The 17,589-nt window shown below is 50.6% G+C and carries 15 protein-coding genes; all 15 read left to right on the forward strand.

What is annotated here, in order from left to right:
• Window positions 1-144 precede the first annotated feature (144 nt).
• Window positions 145-2,538 (forward strand): penicillin-binding protein 1A, encoded by a 2,394-nt coding sequence (locus KCG54_RS09485; protein WP_254324025.1) that lies wholly within the window; start codon window positions 145-147, stop codon window positions 2,536-2,538.
• Between the two features lie 65 nt (window positions 2,539-2,603).
• Window positions 2,604-3,440 (forward strand): PHP domain-containing protein, encoded by an 837-nt coding sequence (locus KCG54_RS09490; RefSeq protein WP_254324026.1) that lies wholly within the window; start codon window positions 2,604-2,606, stop codon window positions 3,438-3,440.
• 135 nt (window positions 3,441-3,575) lie between these two features.
• Entirely contained in the window at window positions 3,576-4,418 is an 843-nt protein-coding gene (locus KCG54_RS09495; protein ID WP_070460457.1) for a class II glutamine amidotransferase, read from the forward strand.
• Between the two features lie 200 nt (window positions 4,419-4,618).
• The gene (nrdR, locus tag KCG54_RS09500) at window positions 4,619-5,071 is read left to right on the forward strand and encodes a transcriptional regulator NrdR (RefSeq protein ID WP_254324027.1); all 453 of its coding nucleotides are present in this window, start codon (window positions 4,619-4,621) and stop codon (window positions 5,069-5,071) included.
• A gap of 14 nt (window positions 5,072-5,085) precedes the next feature.
• On the forward strand, window positions 5,086-6,189 hold the full coding sequence (gene ribD, locus KCG54_RS09505; RefSeq protein WP_254324028.1) for a bifunctional diaminohydroxyphosphoribosylaminopyrimidine deaminase/5-amino-6-(5-phosphoribosylamino)uracil reductase RibD: 1,104 nt from the start codon (window positions 5,086-5,088) through the stop codon (window positions 6,187-6,189).
• A gap of 572 nt (window positions 6,190-6,761) precedes the next feature.
• Window positions 6,762-8,069, forward strand: coding sequence for a nucleotide sugar dehydrogenase (locus KCG54_RS09510; RefSeq protein WP_004520865.1), 1,308 nt, complete (start codon window positions 6,762-6,764; stop codon window positions 8,067-8,069).
• Window positions 8,070-8,237: 168 nt separating this feature from the next.
• A complete protein-coding gene (locus KCG54_RS09515) occupies window positions 8,238-9,665 on the forward strand; it encodes an oligosaccharide flippase family protein (RefSeq protein WP_254324029.1) in 1,428 nt (475 codons plus the stop codon).
• Window positions 9,666-9,707: 42 nt separating this feature from the next.
• Complete coding sequence (locus tag KCG54_RS09520; protein ID WP_254324030.1) at window positions 9,708-11,018, forward strand: O-antigen ligase family protein; 1,311 nt, start codon at window positions 9,708-9,710, stop codon at window positions 11,016-11,018.
• Window positions 11,015-12,085, forward strand: coding sequence for a glycosyltransferase family 4 protein (locus KCG54_RS09525; protein ID WP_254324031.1), 1,071 nt, complete (start codon window positions 11,015-11,017; stop codon window positions 12,083-12,085). The genes KCG54_RS09520 and KCG54_RS09525 overlap by 4 nt, the downstream gene beginning before the upstream one ends.
• A gap of 13 nt (window positions 12,086-12,098) precedes the next feature.
• Window positions 12,099-13,271 (forward strand): glycosyltransferase, encoded by a 1,173-nt coding sequence (locus KCG54_RS09530; protein WP_254324032.1) that lies wholly within the window; start codon window positions 12,099-12,101, stop codon window positions 13,269-13,271.
• A complete protein-coding gene (locus KCG54_RS09535) occupies window positions 13,264-13,881 on the forward strand; it encodes a sugar transferase (protein WP_049333552.1) in 618 nt (205 codons plus the stop codon). The genes KCG54_RS09530 and KCG54_RS09535 overlap by 8 nt, the downstream gene beginning before the upstream one ends.
• Window positions 13,868-14,842 (forward strand): ATP-grasp domain-containing protein, encoded by a 975-nt coding sequence (locus KCG54_RS09540; RefSeq protein WP_254324033.1) that lies wholly within the window; start codon window positions 13,868-13,870, stop codon window positions 14,840-14,842. The genes KCG54_RS09535 and KCG54_RS09540 overlap by 14 nt, the downstream gene beginning before the upstream one ends.
• Complete coding sequence (locus KCG54_RS09545) at window positions 14,835-15,527, forward strand: HAD family hydrolase (RefSeq protein WP_254324034.1); 693 nt, start codon at window positions 14,835-14,837, stop codon at window positions 15,525-15,527. Before KCG54_RS09540 ends, KCG54_RS09545 begins: the two co-directional genes overlap by 8 nt.
• 13 nt (window positions 15,528-15,540) lie before the next feature.
• Complete coding sequence (locus tag KCG54_RS09550; protein ID WP_070814986.1) at window positions 15,541-16,320, forward strand: methionyl-tRNA formyltransferase; 780 nt, start codon at window positions 15,541-15,543, stop codon at window positions 16,318-16,320.
• Entirely contained in the window at window positions 16,313-17,488 is a 1,176-nt protein-coding gene (locus KCG54_RS09555; RefSeq protein ID WP_254324035.1) for a DegT/DnrJ/EryC1/StrS family aminotransferase, read from the forward strand. The genes KCG54_RS09550 and KCG54_RS09555 overlap by 8 nt, the downstream gene beginning before the upstream one ends.
• The last annotated feature ends 101 nt before the right edge of the window (window positions 17,489-17,589 follow it).

Raw genomic sequence — 17,589 nt, forward strand, 5'->3', positions numbered from 1 at the left:
TCCCTGTATCATTTAGGAGTGAGTAACTGTTTCGTTATCCGTAAAGGACTTCTTATTCTTTACACAGTATTGACTGTGGCTGATAGAAATCGTTTCCCATTTTACTTTATTTATCGCCATTAATGGCAAAATTATTACTTAGTCATGATTAAAAAGATTATAACGACCTGCATGGGTCTCTTATTAGGACTGGCTCTTTTCGGTGTAGGTCTGATTGCAATTGCAATTTTGGTCACCTATCCGAAGCTGCCGTCTTTGGACACTTTACAACACTACAAACCAAAAATGCCGCTGACGATTTATTCTTCAGACGGCCAAGTCATTGGCGTTTACGGCGAACAACGGCGTGAATTTACCAAAATCGGCGACTTCCCGAAAATTTTGAAAGACGCCGTGATTGCCGCCGAAGACAAACGCTTCTATGACCACTGGGGTGTGGACGTTTGGGGCGTGGCGCGTGCCGCGATCGGCAACGTCATGGCCGGCGGCGTTCAATCCGGTGCCAGTACGATTACGCAACAGGTTGCCAAAAACTTCTACCTGAGCAGCGAGCGTTCATTCACCCGTAAATTCAACGAAGCCCTGTTGGCCTACAAAATCGAGCAGTCTTTGAGCAAAGACAAGATTTTGGAGCTGTACTTCAACCAAATCTATTTAGGTCAACGCGCTTATGGTTTTGCATCTGCAGCCCAAATTTATTTCAATAAAAATGTTAATGAATTAACATTGGCCGAAGCCGCCATGCTGGCCGGCTTGCCCAAAGCCCCTTCCGCCTACAATCCGATTGTGAACCCTGAGCGTGCCAAACTGCGTCAGGCTTATATTCTGAACAATATGCTGGAAGAAGGCATGATTACCCTGCAGCAACGCGATCAGGCTTTGAAAGAAGAGTTGCATTACGAGCGTTTTGTACAAAACATCGATCAAAGCGCCCTGTACGTTGCCGAAATGGTGCGTCAAGAGCTGTTTGAGAAATACGGCGAAGATGCCTACACTCAAGGCTTCAAGGTATATACCACCGTCGACACCGCACACCAGCGCGTGGCCACCGAAGCCCTGCGTAAAGTTCTGCGCAACTTCGACCGCGGCAGCAGCTACCGCGGTGCAGAAAACTACATTGACCTAAGCAAAAGCGACAATGTAGAAGAAACCGTCAGCCAATACCTTTCTACGCTTTACACCGTCGATAAAATGATTCCGGCGGTTGTATTGGAAGCCTCACGCAAAGGTGTACAAATTCAGTTGCCGAGCGGTCGTAAAGTGACGCTGAACAGCCACGCTTTAGGCTTTGCCGCCCGTGCCGTCAACAACGAAAAAATGGGCGAAGACCGCATCCGCCGCGGCTCCGTCATTCGCGTTAAAGGCAGCGGCGATACCTTTACCGTCGTTCAAGAGCCTTTGTTGCAAGGCGCATTAGTGTCTTTAGATGCGAAAACCGGTGCAGTCCGTGCATTGGTCGGCGGCTATGACTACCACAGCAAAACCTTCAACCGCGCAACTCAAGCCATGCGCCAACCCGGCTCGACGTTCAAACCGTTCGTTTATTCCGCCGCTTTGGCAAAAGGCATGACTGCTTCCACCATGATTAACGATGCGCCGATTTCCCTGCCGGGCAAAGGTGCTAACGGTAAAGCGTGGAACCCGAAAAATTCAGACGGCCGCTATTCCGGTTACATCACGCTGCGCCAGGCTTTGACCGCTTCGAAAAACATGGTGTCCATCCGCATCCTGATGTCTATCGGTATCGGTTACGCGCAACAATACATCCAACGCTTCGGCTTCAAGCCGTCTGAAATTCCTGCCAGCCTGTCTATGGCTTTGGGTACAGGCGAAACCACGCCGTTGCGTATTGCAGAAGGTTACAGCGTCTTTGCCAACGGCGGTTACAAAGTATCTGCCCACGTCATCGACAAAATCTACGACAGCCAAGGCCGTCTGAGAGCGCAAATGCAGCCTTTGGTAGCCGGTGAAAACGCACCTCAAGCCATTGACCCGCGCAACGCTTACATCATGTACAAAATCATGCAGGACGTTGTCCGTGTCGGTACCGCACGCGGTGCAGCCGCACTCGGCCGCGCCGACATCGCCGGTAAAACCGGTACCACCAACGACAACAAAGACGCATGGTTTGTCGGCTTCAACCCTAGCGTTGTGACTGCCGTCTATATCGGCTTTGACAAACCACGCAGCATGGGTCGTGCAGGTTACGGTGGTACAATCGCCGTACCGGTATGGGTAGAATACATGCGCTTTGCCCTGAAAGGCACCAGCGTCAAACCGATGAAAGCCCCTGAGGGCGTGGTTTCGAACGGTGGCGAAGTGTATATGCGCGAACGCATGACCACCAGCTCCGACCTGGCCTTGGACAACAGCGGCGTTGCTCCGCATCCCGCTCAATCTGCCCGTCGTGCCGTTCCGAATGAAAACCGCCGCCGTGCCGAGAGCAACACTGCGCCAGCCCGCGAAGAATCAGACGAAACCCCAGTTCTGCCAAGCAATACCGGCAACAACAGACAACAACTGGACTCTCTGTTCTAATGTTCTAAAGCAAGGCCGTCTGAAACGTTCAGACGGCCTTTTTTGAGAAAATTCAAAGCAAAACCATGATTGATTTACACTGCCATTCGACCTTTTCAGACGGTATGCTGTCCCCAACCGAAGTTGTCCGACTCGCCCATCAAAACGGTTGCACCCTGCTCGCCCTGACCGACCACGACCACACCGGCGGACTTGCCGAAGCACGTGCAGAAGCCGATACCCTCGGCCTCCCCTTCGTCAACGGCGTGGAAATATCCGTCACTTGGCGTGGCCGCACCATCCACGTTGTCGGGTTGGACTTTGACGAACACAACGAAACCCTGCAAAACCTGCTTGCCGAAGTCCGCAAAGGCCGTCTGAAACGATTGGAAGCCATCGCGGCCAAACTGGAGAAAAAAGGCATCACAGGCGCGTATGAAGGAGCGCTGGCATTGGCCGCCAACAAAGAAATGGCCAGCCGCACCCACATTGCCGAATTCCTCATCCGCGAAGGCCATGTCAAAAACAAACAGCAGGCATTTACCAAATATCTGGGCGACGGCAAATCCTGTTCCGTCAGACATGAATGGGCCACATTGGAAGACTGCGTAGCCGCGATTACAGGCGCGGGCGGCATGGCCATTATCGCCCACCCGATGCGCTATGAATTATCCGCCACCACCAAACGAAACCTGTTTCAAGAATTTAAAAACCTCGGCGGCGCAGGGATTGAAGTGCACAGCGGCAACTGCTGTAAAAACGACCGCCTCAACTATGCCTTGCTTGCCGACCGTTTCAACTTTCTCGCCAGCGCAGGCAGCGACTTCCACCGCCCCAACGACTTCAGCGGCGGCATACTCGGCGCCTGTCCCGACTTACCCGAACAATGCCGTCCTGTATGGAAACGCTTTAAGGCCGTCTGAATTTTTGACAGCAATTTTTCAGACGGCCCGCCAAGTATGAGACAGTTATAAACATATCACACTCTACATATTGAAACTGCCTGCCCGATACACCATAATAACCCTATAAATACCCCAAAAATAAAGGTTAACACCATGTGCCAACTGCTCGGCATGAATTGCAACACGCCCACAGACATCATGTTTTCTTTTGAAGGCTTCCGCCGTCGCGGCGGCATTACTGACCACCACGCCGACGGCTTCGGTATCGGCTTTTTCGAAGGCAAAGGCGTGCGCTTGTTTCACGACGACAAACCCAGCGCCAACTCGCCCGTTGCCGACTTGGTACGCGCCTACCAAATCAAATCTGAAAACGTTATCGCCCATATCCGCAAGGCCTCACAAGGCCAGACCTCATTGGCGAACACTCATCCCTTCATGCGCGAGATGTGGGGCGAATATTGGCTGTTTGCCCACAACGGCCATTTGATTGATTTTTACCCCGAGCAGGGCGAGTACTACCATGCCGTCGGCACGACCGATTCCGAACGCGCGTTCTGCTTTATTCTCAACCGCCTGCGCAGCCGTTTTGCCACCAAGCCCGAACCTGAAGTTTTGTTTGATGCCATCGCCGGTCTGACCCATGAAATCCGCCGCTATGGCTTGTTTAATTTCGTGATGTCCAACGGCGACTGCCTGTTTGCCCACGCCAGCACCTTACTGCACTACATCGTGCGCAAAGCCCCGTTTGGTAAAGCGCGTTTGCTGGACGATGATGTCATGGTCGATTTTTCAGAAGTGACCACCCCGAACGATAAAGTTTCCGTCATCGCCACCCTGCCCCTGACGCGAGATGAAACCTGGTCGCAATTGGCAGTCAATGAATTAGTGATGTTTCAAGACGGCGACATTGTCCTCAGCGACCGCCCCGACAATCCGGTTTACATGAGTGCGGAAGAAGGTTTGGAAATCGCCCGTGCCGTCGGTGTATCGGTTTGACGTTTGATTGACTGAAAAACTCAAGGCCGTCTGAAAAGCCCAACTTCGCCAAAGTTGCCCTTTCAGACGGCCTTTTTATACCTAAATTCTACGCAAAAGCCTTTACTATACGAAAATAACGCAATCCGCTACAATAATAGTTCACAAACAATAAATTCAATTGCTTAGCGACCTTGCCGAGCGTATGACAAGGAAACCCGATGAAGTGCCCGTTTTGCCAACACCCCAACACACAAGTAACCGACTCGCGATGGCTGGAAGACACCAACAGCATCCGTCGCCGTCGCAGATGCTTGGAATGCGGACAACGCTTCAGCACTTTTGAAACTGTTGAAATGCGGATGCCGCAAGTCATCAAATCCAACGGCACACGGGTTCCCTTCAATGCGCACAAACTGCAGACCAGCCTTGAGCGTGCGCTGCACAAACGTCCTGTCACACAAGAACAAATCGATGAAACCGTTGCCCTTATCGAGCAGCGCCTCTACCGTTTGGGCAAAAAAGAAGTCGCTTCGCACATCGTCGGCGAAATGGCGATGGAGGAGCTGGCAAAAATCGACCAAGTTGCTTATGTCCGCTTCGCGTCTGTCTATAAAAGCTTTAAAGACGTTTCCGAATTCACCCAAGTCATCGCCGAATGTAAAGCCAAATAAGGCCGTCTGAAACCATGTTTTCCGCACTTGATACCCAAATGATGCAAACCGCCCTCGAGCTGGCCAAGCTTGGGCGGTTTTCTACTTCCCCCAATCCCCGCGTCGGTTGCGTGATTGCACACGGCGCACAAATCGTCGGACAAGGTTTCCACGTCAAAGCAGGCGAGCCGCACGCTGAAGTTCACGCATTAAGGCAGGCCGGAGCGGCGGCAAAAGGCGCAACAGCCTATGTCACACTGGAACCTTGCAGCCATTACGGCCGCACGCCACCGTGCGCCGAAGCGCTGATTCATTCCGGCGTAACGCGCGTGGTCGCCGCCATGACCGACCCCAACCCGTTGGTCGCAGGCAAAGGTTTGTCCATGCTGGAAGCCGCCGGAATACGTACCGAAAGCGGTTTGTTGGAAGCTCAGGCACGCGAACTCAACCGTGGTTTTCTGTCGCGTATCGAACGTGACAGACCGTTTATCCGCCTCAAATGCGCCGCCAGTTTGGACGGCAAAACCGCCCTTTCAGACGGCCGCAGCTTTTGGATTACCGGCGAAGCGGCGCGCGAAGACGTACAAATTCTCCGTGCCGAAAGTTGCGCCGTTTTGACCGGTATCGGTACCGTGCTTGCCGACAACCCGAAACTCAACGTTCGCAGCTTCCCCACCCTACGTCAACCTGCGCGTATCGTCTTGGACAGCCAACTGCAAATCCCTTTGGACTGCCACCTCGTGACCGATACCGACAGCCCGACCGTTATCGTTACCCTTTCCTCAGACGAACAACGTTTGCAGGCGCTGGGTAAATTTGAACATATCCGCATCATCAGGCCATCTGAACACATCAACGGTCGCATCAATCTTCTTTCCCTCATGCCGCAACTGGCAGAGCTTGGCGTTGGCGAAGTTCTGGTAGAAGCTGGCTCAACACTTGCTTCAGCCTTCCTGAAGGATGACTTGGTGGATGAAATCGTCCTCTACCAAGCGCCGAAACTGTTAGGCGCAGGCAAACCTCTTTTCTCCCTCCCTGAAAATCCGGCCGCCATACTTTCAGACGGCCCTTGGCAAAGTCAATCGGTAGAAATCATCGGGCAGGACATTAAATGGATTCTCCGGAAAAAATCCGTCTAATTGCCTCAGCTTGATAATTAAACCATTTTCAATAGAATCTATCTATCATTTGCATAGCAATAAATGTGTTTTTCATCGAAATATTATAATGACTACAACGTATTCCAACTTAAAACTTTGACTTGTGTTAACTATCCTTAAGCTGATTGTCGACAAATTTTCCTTTTTTTCATCACGAAAGAATGAATTATTAAGATAAGTTAAGCCATGAAAATTTATTAAAAGTTTTTATTCTAGAAGGGTTTTAAACGGCATAAACGGTAGTTTAATTTCATGAAACATGTATTTGACAAAGCAATATTTAAAATTAAAACATTTAGTTGAATGTAACTTCTAAAAGTTCAATATTCAAAAATACCTTTTTCATACCTTACAGGCCGTCTGAACGACCGTTAAACTTTTTTGATTGAGACGAATCAGATAAGTGCTTATGATTTTGTCTAATGTAATTATAAGTATGGTTTTAAGGCTTCACACGATACGGCAGCCGGCTATGGCTATGCGGTTGCAGCAAACAACTCAGGCATCGGGCAAACACTCCCGATTTACTCATTCATTAAACGAAAGACATCATGAAAAACATTACGATACAAAAATTTGCCGATAAGACCGCAAAAATCGGCATCGTTGGCTTAGGCTACGTCGGTTTACCACTGATGTTGCGCTATGTGGATATCGGTTACCAAGTTTTGGGTTTCGACATTGACACCAACAAAGTCGACAAGCTCAACAAAGGTGAAAGCTACATTGAGCATATCCCTTCCGACAAAATTGCCGCTGCTTCCAACAGCCTGTTTGAAGCAACGACCGACTTCTCCCGCATCGGCGAAGTAGAAGCCGTCATTTTGTGCGTACCGACTCCGTTGAACAAATACCGCGAGCCGGACATGAGCTTTGTGATTGACACTACCGATGCGGTAAAACCTTACCTGCGCGCCGGTCAAGTGCTGTCTTTGGAATCCACTACCTACCCCGGCACTACCGAAGAAGAATTGCTGCCGCGCATGGAAGAAGGCGGCTTGAAAGTCGGTCAAGACGTGTTCTTGGTTTACTCTCCTGAGCGTGAAGACCCGGGTAACCCTAACTTTGAAACCCGTACCATTCCAAAAGTCATCGGCGGCCATACCCCTGCGTGTTTGGAAGTCGGCCTGGCGCTGTACCAACCTGCCATCGATAAAGTTGTTCCAGTAAGCTCCACCAAAGCAGCCGAGCTGACCAAACTTCTGGAAAACATCCACCGCGCCGTAAACATCGGCTTGGTGAACGAGATGAAAATCGTTGCCGACAAAATGGGCATCGACATTCACGAAGTCATCAATGCCGCTGCAACCAAACCGTTCGGCTTCGTTGCTTATTACCCAGGCCCTGGCTTGGGCGGCCACTGTATCCCTATCGACCCGTTCTACCTGACTTGGAAAGCACGCGAATACGGTGTAAACACCCGTTTCATCGAGCTGGCCGGCGAAGTGAACTCCCACATGCCCGACTACGTTATCGAAAAAGTCGGCCTGGCTTTGAATGACCACAACCGTTCTATCAAAGACAGCAAAATCTTGGTATTGGGTATCGCCTACAAGAAAAACGTGGACGATATGCGTGAGAGCCCGTCTGTGGAAGTTATGGACCGTCTGCACAAACTGGGCGCAGTGGTTTCCTACTCTGACCCGCATGTTCCAGAGTTCCCACACATCCCCGGCCACCACTACTTCGACCTGAAGAGCGAAGCGCTGACTCCTGAAACTGTCGCCCAATACGATTGCGTGGTTCTGACCACCGATCACGACAAATTCGACTATGACATGATCACCGAACATGCCAAGCTGATTGTCGATACACGCGGCAAATTCCCAGTGAAAAATCCTAAAGTCATCAAAGCATAATCTTGCTTCAGACGCATCCGGCTGCCTCCGGTTTCCCCAGCCGGGACGGCGGCCGGTTTCCCAAGGCCATTTGTTTTTCAGACGGCCTTGGCAAACCGGCAACGGTAACAACGCATACCTTACGAAAAACGCTCAGCTCGAACTTCTGGCCGTCTGAAAACAAATAATATGAACGCAAAAAAAATCCTCGGCTACGCATTGGGCCCGGTAGGAAGCGCCGCCTTCGGCCTGCTTTCCCTGCCACTCATCTCATGGTACTTCCCTGCGGAAGACATCGGCCGTATCGTACTCTTGCAGACCATTGCCGGACTGAGCATTCTGCTCTTGGGCTTGGGGCTGGACCAATCCTATATTCGCGACTATTACGCCGTTAAAGACAAGGCTGCGCTGTTCAAATCCGTTTTTTTATCGCCATTGATTCTAACTGTGGCGGTTGTGGTTTTAGTGTTACTGATAAACGCATCATGGCCGTCTGAAATCATTTTTGACATCTCCAGTGCAAATTTGGGGATTCTCTTTCTGATTTTCTTGGCCACCACGCTGATTACTCGTTTTTTAGCTCTGATTTTGCGGATGAAAGAGCAGGCATTGGCTTTTTCCGTCAGCCAGCTTGCACCAAAATTCTTGATTTTGGTGTTGGTTTTTGCCGTGATTGCTTCCGGCTTGCCTGCCAATACCACTTCACTGGTTTTTGCCTACACTGCCGCCCAAGTACTGACCGTTGTACTGCTGATATATCAGCTGCGCCAAGACCTGCAAGCCGTTTCCCATGCGAAATGGTCGTCCGAGCTACATCGAGACGGCCTGCGCTACGGCCTTCCGCTGGCATTCGGCAACTTGGCCTATTGGGGCCTGACTTCGATTGACCGCTTTGTCCTCAAGAACATCTCGGGTTTGGACGAGTTGGGTATTTATTCGATGGCGGTCAGCTTTGGTGCCGTCGCCCTGATTTTCCAAAGCGTGTTTTCCACTATTTGGGCGCCTTTGGTGTTCAAATGGGTAGAAGAAAAAACCAATCTGGATAAAATCGGCGACATCACGCTTTCCATGACCGTCCTCATCAGCGCAATGATTTGCCTCATCGGGATTTTCTCGCCGATGGCGACTTGGATACTGCCGGAAAAATACACGCAGGTTCAATTTATCCTGCTCTCGTGTATGCTCTTCCCCCTGTTTTACACGCTGACTGAAGTCAGCGGCATCGGTTTGAACGTCGTCCGCTCGACTTGGCTGATTACCGTCATCAACATCGTTGCCTTTATCGCCAATACCGCCCTGCTCTATCTGCTGGTGCCGAAATTCGGTGCAAAAGGTGCGGCTATGGCCAGCGCAACAGCTTTTTGGCTGTTTTTTATCTTTAAAACCGAATTCTCTTCACGCCTGTGGCAACCTTTGCCGCGCCTGAAGATTTATACCAATTCAACGCTCTGCCTGATGATCTGCCTTGCCTACACTTGGCTGGGTACGCGCGACAACTACATTTGGTTTGCGCTGGCATGGGCAGTCGGACTGGGTTTCCTGTTCCTAAAATACAAACACGCACTATTTGCCGCGACCGAAAAAATCAAAGCCAAATTAAACCGTTCGGCAAAATAGCCAACCTGAGATCCACGTCTCTACGATAACAACAGAACGACCATGAAAATAAAACGTCTGAACTTATACACTTACATCCTATACATCATGCTCGCAGCCTATATGCTGGGGCCCGCGCTGTCCTTTAAGGTCGGCGTGCCGCGTATCGACAACCCGTTGACCCTGATATTTGTACTGCTTGGTTTTGTCGTATTTTTTCTGGAAAGCAAGCATATTCCGCGCAAGATTTTTGCCATGCTCTGCGCCCTGACCGCCATGTGCATCTGGCCTGCCATCCACATGGGCATTACGTCGCTAACGCCGACGCAGTACATGGATATTTTGTTTTTTATGGCGGTTCCGGCTTTCTTCTACTTGTTTTACCAAGTATTGAAGCGCGCCGAAGACCCTTTGAGGACAATTCAGAAGTTCCTCATTGTATTTACGCTGTTTATCGCCGTACCGCCGTTTGTAGAGCTGGCTACCGGGATTCAGTTTGTGAGTGCCAGCGATGAGTTGGCTATTGATGAAGGTTCGCTCAAAGGCTTGTTCTTTAATCCGAACAACCTTGCCGCCACTGCAGTCTGCCTTGCGCCCGCCATTTTGTTTTTCTTCCAACTCCAAGGACGCAAACACAAAGAAAAATTACTGGGCTGGGGTTTGTTCCTGCTATTGGGCATGGCCATTTTCGCCAGTGTATCGCGTACCGCCATCGGCTGTTATCTGTTGATTTTGCTGGTTTATACAGCCTATCGCAAAAACGGTTTTATTACTGTCGGCGTAGCTGGTTTGCTGGCTTTAGTGTTGTCGATGATTCCGTCACGCGCGATTGCGGAATTTTTGCTGTCGCTCAACGGCAACCAGTTCTTAGAACGCTTTTCCAGCCGCGTGTACCTCTTCCTGTACGACTTGGGTAGCGACAACTCCGTGTCCTACCGTCAGGAGATTTACAACTACTTTTGGAATAATCCGCCCCTGCTGCTGACTGGCTACGGTCCTAAAAACTTCCGCGAATATTTCGGCGGCCATTTGAGCGACAGCTTGGGCTTTGAAAACCCGCACAGCTTCATCATCGAGCTGTATCTGGGTTTCGGCATGATTTCCTTGCTCGGCTTTATTGCTTTTGCAGCGTTTTATTTCCTTTACACCGCCTCAAACCGCGCAGTAACAGGCAAATCGCGCGTACTGGCTTGGGTTGCCTTGGGCATTTTCCTGCTGGCCGGTTTTATTCCGTCCACCATTTTGCGTATGCCGTTTATCTGGCTGCCCTGCCTGCTGATTTTTATTTACAGCGTATTTGTTGCGCCCAAGCTGAAAGATATGGCCGCTTACGCATACAACGAAACACTATACGATACGAAGAAACCATCATGAAAATCATCCTGACTACCTCCATGTCCGGCCTCGGTGGCACTGAAAACGCCACTTTCCGCCTCGGCCGCCTGCTCAAACAACGCGGACACGATATCGTATTGGCCTCTTCAGACGGCCCTTTGATTCAGGAAGCGCAAGCATTGGGCATCCGTTGGCAGCCGATCGATTTTTACCAAGGCGGTCTTTTGGGTTACGTCAAAGGCATGTTTGCCTATATGAAACTGCTGAAAAAAGAGAAACCTGATGTGATTCACTGCCAAATGGCGCGTATCGTTCCGGCCTGCGCCATTGCGGCCAAGTTCGCTTCGCCGAAAACCAAAGTGTTCTACCACGCGCGCGGCCTTGATCCAGAAACTTATCCAAAAATTGCCAAGCTTTTCGACAAGCTGGGCGTTTACATCATCGGCAACTGCAAACACGAACGAGAAAAACTCATCCGTTACGGTTTCCCTGCCAACCGCATCACCTACACTTACAACGCCCTGCACAAAGCGGATTTCGTTCCTGAAAAAACAGTCAAAGACTATGTCCAACTGGGCACGCTTTCCCGTTTGGACACCGTCCGCGCCGTGCATCTGATGTTGGATATTTTGAAGAAAATGATTGACCGCGGTATGCCTGTACGCCTCAACGTTGCAGGTATCGGCGAAGAAATGGACAACCTCAAAGCCCAAGCCAAACGTTTGGACATTGAAGACAAAGTCACCTTCCTTGGCGGTGTCCGCGACTTGACCGGCTACTTCAAAGAAGTCGATATTTTGGTGAACACGCCGCATTGCGTAGGCGACCACGGCGCAGGTGTCGGCAACAATATTTTGGAAGCCGGCCTTTACGACACGCCTGTCGTGACCTACAACATGGCGGGCATTTCCGAAATGGTCATCACCGGCCAAACCGGCTACTGCATTCCTTTCGGCGATGACGAAGCTTTTATCGAAGCCGTCGATACACTCATCAAGCATCCGGAGTTGCGCGGTCAAATGGGCAAAGCCCTGCACAAACATGTCGAAACCTTATGCTCCGACGACGAAATCTACCGCACCACCATGGCTGCGTACGAAATGTAAGGCCGTCTGAAACATGAACATTACCATCGTCGCCCCTTATTGCTCGCTGCCGTCCGAGCCGCATTTCAACCGCTTCTGGTATCTTGCCGAGCTGTTGTCGCAGTCGCATGACGTGTTGCTGATTACCAGCAACTTCAAGCACTACGACAAATCTTTCAGACGGCCTGAAGATGCCGAGGCCGCCTCACAAGGCCGTCTGAAAGTCATGCTGTTGGAAGAAAGCGGATACAGCAAAAATGTGTCTTTGGGACGCGTGACCAGTCATCACCGCTTCGTCAAACATTTTGAAAAATGGTTGGAAAACTGCCGTCCGGGCGAACAAAACGTCGTCTTTTCCGCCTATCCGCTGATTGCCACCAACCTGCTGTTGGGCAAGCACAAGGCGCGTTTGGGTTACAAACTGATTGTCGATGTGCAGGACGTATGGCCGGAATCTTTCTCCTCAGTCGTACCGTTTTTGAAAAAAGTACCGCACAACCTGCTGCCCTTTGCTTCACGAGCCAACCAAGCCTACCGCTATGCCGACGCGCTGGTTGCCGTATCGCAGACCTATCTCGACCGCGCCAAAGAAGCCAATCCGAACGTACCCGGCGAAGTCGTCTATATCGGTGCTGATTTTCCGAAACTTGATGCCGCGCCTGCCAAAGATTTTGGCGACGACAAAACCCGCTTTTTCTACTTGGGCACGCTCAGTTACAGCTATGACGTGGAAACCGTGTGCAAAGGCGTTCGCAAGCTGTTGGACGCCGGCGAAAACGTCGAGTTGCACATCATGGGCGGCGGCCCCGATTTGGACAGGCTCAAACAATACGCCTGCGACGGCATCAAGTTCTACGGCTACATTCCTTATGCCGAAATGATGTCGGTCGCCAAGGGCTGCGACATTTCCGTCAACGCCATCCACTCTTACGCCATGCAGTCGATTACCAACAAACTCTCCGACTATATGGCTTTGCAAAAACCGATTCTGAACAGCCAGGTCAACGACGAAGTTGCCGAAGTCCTTACCCTGCTGCCGCATGCGAACTACCGTTCTGGCGATGTGGACGGTTTCGTTCAAGCCGCCAAAGATATTTTGAAGCGCAAAAACGATCCTGTTCAGTCCGAAGAAATCGTCCGCCGCTTCAAACGCGACGTTGCCTATCAAAAAATCGTCAACCTGATTGAAAGATTAGCTCATGAATAAATTTTTCAAACGCCTGTTTGACATTGTTGCCTCCGCTTCAGGGCTGATTATCCTGTCGCCTGTGTTTTTGATTTTGGTGTACCTCATCCGCAAAAACCTAGGCTCGCCCGTGTTCTTCATCCAAGAGCGGCCGGGCAAGGATGGCAAGCCGTTTAAAATGATTAAATTCCGCTCCATGCGCGATGCAATCGATAAAGACGGCAACCCACTGCCGGACAGTGAACGCCTGACCGATTTCGGCAAAAAATTACGTGCCACCAGTTTGGACGAACTTCCTGAATTATGGAATGTCTTAAAAGGCGAGATGAGTCTAGTTGGCCCTCGTCCGCTGCTGATGCACTACCTGCCGTTGTACAACGACTTCCAAAACCGCCGCCACGAAATGAAACCGGGCGTGACCGGTTGGGCGCAAGTCAATGGCCGCAACGCCATTTCATGGGATGAAAAATTCGCCCATGATGTTTGGTACATCGACAACTTTAGCTTTTGGCTGGATATAAAAATTTTGTTCCTGACAGTTAAAAAAGTCTTCGTCAAAGAAGGCATCTCAGCCGAAGGGGAAGCCACAATGCCTTATTTCACGGGTAACAAAACTGATGAAAAAAAATAATATACTGATTCTGTCGGCAGGTCGCCGTGTCGAATTGGTGCAGGACTTTCAAACCGAAGCCGCACGTTTTTCAGACGGCATCGGCGTTTTTGCCACTGACCTCAACCCCCACATGTCTTCTGCCTGCCATGTTGCCGACCAAGCTTTCAGCGTACCGCGTATCGATGCAGCCGAATACATTGACAGCATTTTCCAGCTGGCCAAACAACACGACATCGGTCTGATTGTGCCAACCATCGATACCGAGCTGCTCAAACTGGCTGAAGCACGCGACCGTTTTGAAGCTGAAGGAATACATATTGTCATTTCTGATGCAAAACTGATTACCCTGTGCCGCGACAAGCGCCTGACCGCAGGCCTGTTTGCACAATACAGCATCCGTTCGCCTGAAATTTACGAACGTGACCGCTTGGTTTTCCCATGTTTTGCCAAGCCTTATGACGGCAGCCGCGCCATCGGTGCGAAAAAAATCAACACACCGGCTGATTTGACTGTCGACATTACCGAAGACCCGAAAATGATGTTCGCCCAATACATCGATATCGAGAATACTTTCTCCGAGTTTACCGTCGATATGTATTACGACCGTCAAGGCCGTCTGAAATGCGCCATTCCTCGCGAACGTTTGGAAGTGCGCACCGGTGAAGTCAGCAAAGGCGCAACCCGACGCAATGCCCTGTATGAGGAGCTGATTGAAAAAATGGCCGTATTGGAAGGCGCACGCGGCTGCATTACCGCGCAATTCTTCGTCAGCAAAACCGACAGCACAACCTACGGTGTGGAAATTAACCCGCGCTTCGGCGGCGGTTTTCCACTGACTTACGCCGCAGGCGGCAACTATCCGGGCTGGCTGATTCAAGAATACATCGGCGGCCAAGACGTCCCCTTCTCCGACGACTGGGAAAACAATTTAATCATGCTTCGTTACGATGCTAAAGTTTTGGTAAGAGAACATGATTAAGCCGGAAGAATCCGTCATCGTCTTTGATCTTGACGATACGCTTTACTCTGAGTACGACTACAAATGCTCTGGAATACAGGCAGTTGTAGGGATAATTACGTCGCTTTACCCGCAATATGATGCCGACGTACTAAATGAAATTGTAGACAATAAAAGTAAAGACTGGCTCAACAATTTGTGTCATCATTGCAAATTAAACGAACTAGAGAAACAATCACTTTTGTGGCAATATCGACTACACCGACCTGTTATCCGACCCTATGTCGAACCGTCTTTTTTACGGAAGCTGATGCGCCCTTTTGCCGCACGCGCCCTGATTACAGACGGCCGCAGTCTGACACAGCGTTTGAAAATACAGGCCTTGGGTTTGACCGATTTGTTTGACGACATTTTGATTTCAGAAGCCATGCAATCGGAAAAACCCGACGATAAGCGTTTTGTCTTCCTGCAAAACAAATATCCGGCTGCAAAACGTTTCATCTACATCGGCGACAACATCAAAAAAGATTTTGTCGCACCCAACAAACTGGGTTGGCTCTCCATAGGCATCATGCCTAAGCCGCACAATATTCATCAAGCCGAGCCCGAGCAATACGGTCGTGAATACCAGCCTACCCTTTGGATAAACACCCTGGAAGAATTGACTACACTGACAACTTCCGCCACCGAAAAAGCAAATGCATAAGGGACATTTCTCCATGAAAATCTTATTTATGGGTCGCAAACAGGTTTCCGCCAACCTGCTTCGTTTTTTGACCAAACAAGACCATATCGAAATCGTCGGCGTCTTGACCGACAGCCATCTGCAAGGCTCGCCGACCACGGCCGCCGCACAGGAATTGGGCTTGCCCCTGTACACCTTCGATACGGCTTTGGAAGCAATGCGAGAAGGCCGTCTGAAATACGATTTGGGCTTGTCCGTCCTTTACTGGCGCAAGCTGCGTGATGAATTCCTGAGCATTCCGACTTTAGGCACGATCAACTTCCACCCTGCGCTGTTGCCCGAATACAAAGGCACAGGCGGCTACAATCTGGCCATCATGGACGAGTTGAACGAATGGGGCAATACCGCCCACTACGTCGATGCTTCCATCGATACCGGTGAAATCATCGAAGTGGACCGTTTCCCTATCGACGCCGAAACAGAAACCGCCCAATCGCTTGAACGCAAAACCATGCAGGCATTGGAAGATTTCGCACGACGCATCATCACCCGCGCCATCGAGTCGAAAACCAAATTGCCAACCACGCCAAACATCGGTGGCCGCTACGTCAGCCGTGACGAAATGGAAGCCATGAAGCAAATCCGCGACGGCGACAATATCGAGAAGAAAATCCGCGCCTTCTGGTTCCCTCCTTACGACGGCGCATACGTCGAAATCAACGGTCAGAAATACACCCTGATCAACCGCCAACTGCTGGAAGAAATCGCCCCCAAAGGCTCAACCAGTCTTTTCGCAGGAAAAACAAATGCTTAATACATCACTCTCCCCATGGCCAAGCTTTACTCAAGAAGAAGCCGATGCCGTTTCCAAAGTCCTGCTGTCCAACAAAGTCAACTACTGGACAGGTACGGAATGTCGCGAATTTGAAAAAGAATTTGCTGCTTTTGTCGGCACTCAATACGCCGTCGCCCTTTCCAACGGTACGTTGGCTTTGGACGTAGCGCTCAAAGCAATGGGCATCGGCCAAGGCGACGATGTGATTGTCACTTCGCGTACTTTCTTGGCTTCCGCATCCTGTATCGTGACCGCCGGTGCAAATCCGGTGTTTGCCGATGTCGATTTGAACAGCCAAAACATCAGCGCCGAAACCATCAAAGCCGCTTTGACGCCAAACACTAAAGCCATCATCGTGGTTCACCTTGCCGGTATGCCTGCCGAAATGGACGACATCATGGCTTTGGCAAAAGAACATAACTTGTGGGTTATCGAAGACTGCGCCCAAGCGCACGGTGCGAAATACAAAGGTAAATCCGTCGGCTCTATCGGCCATGTCGGTGCTTGGTCGTTCTGCCAAGACAAAATTATGACCACCGGCGGCGAAGGCGGTATGGTAACCACCAACGACAAAGAGCTATGGAGCAAAATGTGGTCGTACAAAGACCACGGCAAAAGCTACGATGCCGTGTACAACCGCGAACACGCACCCGGTTTCCGCTGGCTGCACGAAAGCTTCGGTACCAACTGGCGCATGTTGGAAATGCAGGCGGTCATCGGCCGCATCCAGCTCAAACGCATGCCTGAATGGACTGCCCGCCGTCAAGCGCACGCCGCCAAACTGGCTGAAAGTTTGGGCAAATTTGCCAGCATCCGTTTGGTTGAAGTGGCCGACTACATCGAACACGCACAATACAAGTTCTACGTTTTCGTCAAACCCGAACACCTGAAAGACGGCTGGACACGCGACCGCATCGTCAACGAACTGAACGCGCGCAAAGTCCCCTGCTATCAAGGCAGCTGCTCCGAAGTGTATTTGGAAAAAGCCTTCGACGACACGCCTTGGCGTCCGAAAGAGCGTTTGAAAAACGCTGTCGAGTTGGGCGACACCAGCCTGATGTTCTTGGTGCACCCAACCCTGACCGATGAAGAAATTGCGTTCTGCAAAGAAAACATCGAAGCCGTATTGACTGAAGCCACGGCATAATCATTTTCAGACGGCCTGCAACTTCAGGCCGTCTGAAAAAAATAAAACAGCCTGCTTCAAACAATCCGTACCAAGCCACATTACAACACTCAGACACAAGA

This window comes from Neisseria subflava (genome assembly GCF_024205705.1).
Lineage (GTDB): Bacteria > Pseudomonadota > Gammaproteobacteria > Burkholderiales > Neisseriaceae > Neisseria > Neisseria subflava_D.

Bases quoted from the DNA above. Each gene is read 5' to 3' on its own strand.
- KCG54_RS09515 (WP_254324029.1), top strand. From the start codon at position 8,238: ATGAACGCAAAAAAAATCCTCGGCTACGCATTGGGCCCGGTAGGAAGC.
- ribD (WP_254324028.1), top strand. From the start codon at position 5,086: ATGTTTTCCGCACTTGATACCCAAATGATGCAAACCGCCCTCGAGCTG.
- KCG54_RS09535 (WP_049333552.1), top strand. From the start codon at position 13,264: ATGAATAAATTTTTCAAACGCCTGTTTGACATTGTTGCCTCCGCTTCA.
- KCG54_RS09485 (WP_254324025.1), top strand. From the start codon at position 145: ATGATTAAAAAGATTATAACGACCTGCATGGGTCTCTTATTAGGACTG.
- KCG54_RS09530 (WP_254324032.1), top strand. From the start codon at position 12,099: ATGAACATTACCATCGTCGCCCCTTATTGCTCGCTGCCGTCCGAGCCG.
- KCG54_RS09525 (WP_254324031.1), top strand. From the start codon at position 11,015: ATGAAAATCATCCTGACTACCTCCATGTCCGGCCTCGGTGGCACTGAA.
- nrdR (WP_254324027.1), top strand. From the start codon at position 4,619: ATGAAGTGCCCGTTTTGCCAACACCCCAACACACAAGTAACCGACTCG.
- KCG54_RS09510 (WP_004520865.1), top strand. From the start codon at position 6,762: ATGAAAAACATTACGATACAAAAATTTGCCGATAAGACCGCAAAAATC.
- KCG54_RS09495 (WP_070460457.1), top strand. From the start codon at position 3,576: ATGTGCCAACTGCTCGGCATGAATTGCAACACGCCCACAGACATCATG.
- KCG54_RS09550 (WP_070814986.1), top strand. From the start codon at position 15,541: ATGAAAATCTTATTTATGGGTCGCAAACAGGTTTCCGCCAACCTGCTT.
- KCG54_RS09490 (WP_254324026.1), top strand. From the start codon at position 2,604: ATGATTGATTTACACTGCCATTCGACCTTTTCAGACGGTATGCTGTCC.
- KCG54_RS09540 (WP_254324033.1), top strand. From the start codon at position 13,868: ATGAAAAAAAATAATATACTGATTCTGTCGGCAGGTCGCCGTGTCGAA.
- KCG54_RS09520 (WP_254324030.1), top strand. From the start codon at position 9,708: ATGAAAATAAAACGTCTGAACTTATACACTTACATCCTATACATCATG.
- KCG54_RS09555 (WP_254324035.1), top strand. From the start codon at position 16,313: ATGCTTAATACATCACTCTCCCCATGGCCAAGCTTTACTCAAGAAGAA.
- KCG54_RS09545 (WP_254324034.1), top strand. From the start codon at position 14,835: ATGATTAAGCCGGAAGAATCCGTCATCGTCTTTGATCTTGACGATACG.